The organism is Thermomonas sp., assembly GCF_025993755.1.
Taxonomy (GTDB): Bacteria; Pseudomonadota; Gammaproteobacteria; order Xanthomonadales; family Xanthomonadaceae; genus Thermomonas.
Genome location: NZ_JAMQHN010000078.1, coordinates 1 through 3,105 on the forward strand (window position 1 = coordinate 1; position 3,105 = coordinate 3,105).

Annotated in this window: 4 protein-coding genes; 2 read left to right on the forward strand and 2 right to left on the reverse strand. The window is 64.8% G+C overall.

Annotated elements, in window-relative coordinates; translation table 11 throughout:
* Positions 1–16 precede the first annotated feature (16 nt).
* Both Q0X16_RS05240 and Q0X16_RS05245 read right to left on the reverse strand, forming a co-directional pair.
* The gene (locus tag Q0X16_RS05240) at positions 17–514 is read right to left on the reverse strand and encodes a DUF669 domain-containing protein (RefSeq protein ID WP_297831517.1); all 498 of its coding nucleotides are present in this window, start codon (positions 512–514) and stop codon (positions 17–19) included.
* Positions 515–521: 7 nt separating this feature from the next.
* A complete protein-coding gene (locus Q0X16_RS05245) occupies positions 522–1,208 on the reverse strand; it encodes an ATP-binding protein (RefSeq protein ID WP_297831520.1) in 687 nt (228 codons plus the stop codon).
* 100 nt (positions 1,209–1,308) lie between these two features.
* Here Q0X16_RS05245 and Q0X16_RS05250 point away from each other — a divergent pair, with 100 nt between their 5' ends.
* Positions 1,309–1,497, forward strand: coding sequence for a Cro/CI family transcriptional regulator (locus tag Q0X16_RS05250; protein ID WP_297831523.1), 189 nt, complete (start codon positions 1,309–1,311; stop codon positions 1,495–1,497).
* Positions 1,481–3,105 (forward strand): AAA family ATPase (locus tag Q0X16_RS05255; protein ID WP_297831527.1); only part of this gene is annotated, 1,625 nt, incomplete at its 3' end. The genes Q0X16_RS05250 and Q0X16_RS05255, both read left to right, overlap by 17 nt.

The following is a 3,105-nucleotide window of genomic DNA, read 5'->3' on the forward strand; positions in this document are numbered from 1 at the left end:
ACAGCCGGGGCTTTTTTCACTTCCGGGCCCAGGGCGGTGCGGACCCGCCAGCGGTCGGCGACTTCACGGCAGCCGCGGCGGCCTTCGCCACGGCCTTCGCGGCCGTCGCATCGCTGCGCGGACGCGCAGCCTGCACGTAGTTGCGCGGGGCAAAGCCCTCCTGCTGTCTCGTCGTCAGCCGAATCTCGCACAGATTGCCGACCAGCTCGTCGGAATCTTTCGGCGTCTGGATGCCCAGCGCACGCACCAGCTCGCCCAGCTGCTCGCGGCCGATGCGTTCCGCGCTCGATGACGGGTTGCGCAGCGTGTAGTTCTGCCAGACGCGCCGGCCGGCGTGCGTCGGGCCGGTGACGGCAAACTGCACGGCCAGGTACGCACCCGTGCCGGCCTTCGTGGCGCACACGTCTGCGGTCAGTACCTCGGCCGAGTACCAGCCGTCCGGCAAGCACTCGAAATCACGCTGTTCGCGCTCGGGCAGGCCTTCCGGGCCGATGAATTCACTCAGTGATCCCATGGTGACGTTACTCCTTGGTTTGCGGTGTGCTGATGCGATTGATGATCGCTCCCAGATCTGGCGGCATCCACGGATCGAGCCAGCCGGAGCGGTCCTTGGCCTGCCACAGTCCATCGGAATCGCACATCAGGGCGCGCTGCGTTTTGCCGTCGGCATCGCGTTCGACGCGCAGGGCCAGCAGCTCGTCGAAAAAGTAGGGCAACTGCTGCGTGAGAGTCTTTCCAGGCATCGACGGGTTGTAGAGCATGCGGCCGGTCTCATCCTGCGACTTTTCGAGCTTCGCGCTCATGTAGACGTGCTTGCCCGGCAGGTCGCGAAACGCGCGGATCATGTCGGCCATGGTAGTGTTCATTTCACCATAGGCCGCTCGGCCGTCCTTCGACTTTTTCATTTCCGCCGCCAGCACCACCTCGGCCACCTCGCTGATCGAATCCAGCGCCACGCTCTCGTATTGCGCGGCTTCCTTCGATTCGCGCAGCCAGGTGTAGGCCTCGCGCAGGCGGTCCATCGTGTCCACCACGATGTAGGGAATGTCCGCGCCGTGCAGCGACAGCAGGCCGCCTTCTGCGGAGAGAATGATCGGATTGGGCAGCGTGGCGATGAGCGTGGTTTTGCCCGTGCCCGCCGCGCCGTAGACGCAGACTTTGACGCCATCGCTGGCGACGGCTGCGGTAGATCGCAACTGAATAGCCATGTTGTATCCCTGTGTGTCGCCGAACCCCGGCGAGTGTTGACACACTGACACTAACAACATAGATTGTCAAGCCTGCTTGGGTTCCACGGGAAACATCGACATGACGACGCAGCAGGCCATCGATTATTTCGGCGGCATTCGTGAACTGTCGCAAGTGCTGGGCGTCAGCACGCAGAGCATTTACCAATGGGGCGTGTATCCGCCGCTCGGGCGGCAGTACGAACTGGAGATCAAAACGCGCGGTGAACTGAAGGCCGACCGGAGCACCGCGCATGACAAACAAGGCTGATGCGGCGCTGTTGTATGCGTCGTGGGGCTGGCGTGTATTGCCGGTCGTACCAAACGGCAAAGCACCTGCCACGGCACACGGTGTGCGCGATGCAACCACCGACGTAACGCAGATCACCAGATGGTGGAACGACAACCCCGAGTACAACGTCGGCATAGCAGCCGGCGAGGCGTCCGGCATCATCGTCTACGACATCGACCCGCGCAACGGCGGCGAGGAATCCTGGCAGCGCTGGCGCGAGGAACACGGTCCGGAACCCGGCGGGGCGATGCAGCTCACGGCCGGCGGGGGCCAGCACTATCTGGCGCTGTGGCAGCACGGCATCCGCTCGGCGAAGTTGGCCGACGGCATCGACCTGTTGAGCGATGGCCGATATTTCCTCGTTTCGCCATCCACCATCGACGGGCGGCGATACGAATGGGAGGGCTCTAGCGATCCGACCGAGGGCGTTTCGCCATTTCCGCTGCCGGACGCATGGATCGAGCCGACGCGCTGCACACGCAGACGAGCCGATGCGGCGACAGATGGCGGCCTCATCCGTGGATCGCGCAATGACGGTCTGACCGCGCTAGGCGGTGCAATGCGCCGCCACGGCATGACCGAGGCAGAGATTCTGGCCGCGCTGGCGGTGGCGAACGAAACACGCTGCGAGCTGCCACTGCCCGCGTCCGAAATCGCGCAGATAGCGCGCAGCGTGGCGCGCTACGAGCCGGCCGCCGACGTGGCGGCCAATGCATCCATCGGCAACGACGCGGCCGGCGCGCTGCTCGAGGCGGTCAAGGCCGAGAGCAGCGACTACTACCTGACCCGCGCCACATCGCTGATTGCCCAGCCCGCGCCGCTGCGCTGGCTTGTCAAAGGATGGATGCCAGCTGACGGGCTATCGATGATCTACGGCGAATCGGGTGCCGGGAAAACATTCGTTGCGCTGGACATCGCCTGTCACATTGTCACCGGCCGGGACTGGTGCGGGCGCAAGGTCAGGCCTGGCGTGGTAGTCTACCTGGCCGGTGAGGGGCACTACGGGCTGCGCCTGCGTATTGCCAGTTGGGCGCGGCATCACCTGCCGGACAACCTCGACGGGCTGCTGGTGTCGAGCCGCGGCATTGATCTCGACGCGCCCGGCGGTGCGGAACAAATCATCCGCGCCGTGCGCGAGATTACAGGCGAGCCCGTCGCGCTTGTCATCATCGACACGCTGCACACTCACATGCGTGGCGATGAGAACAGCGCGCAGGACACGCGCGCTATGCTGATCGCCTGTCAGGTGGCGGGCCGTGCGCTCGGTGCAGCGGTCTGCCTGGTGCATCACACTGGCCACGCTGAGGCAGCGAAGGATCGCGCACGCGGCTCATCCGCATGGCGCGCCGCGCTCGATGCATCCATTCGCGTATCGAACCGTAACGGTGCGATCGAGGTAGCCTGCGCGAAACAGAAGGACGCCGAACCACCAGCAGCGCTATTCGGCAGATTGCAGCCTGTCCATGTCGGCTGGATAGACGACGAGGGCGCGGACGTGCAGGGCGCAATCTATGTTCACGATGAGCGCATGCGCGATGCAGGCAAGGCCGAGCACAAGGGCGTTGGCTACCACATTCGCCGGCTGGC

Excerpts from the sequence above, each read along its gene's own strand:
- Q0X16_RS05240 (WP_297831517.1), bottom strand. The coding sequence starts at position 514 with ATGGGATCACTGAGTGAATTCATCGGCCCGGAAGGCCTGCCCGAGCGC.
- Q0X16_RS05245 (WP_297831520.1), bottom strand. The coding sequence starts at position 1,208 with ATGGCTATTCAGTTGCGATCTACCGCAGCCGTCGCCAGCGATGGCGTC.
- Q0X16_RS05250 (WP_297831523.1), top strand. The coding sequence starts at position 1,309 with ATGACGACGCAGCAGGCCATCGATTATTTCGGCGGCATTCGTGAACTG.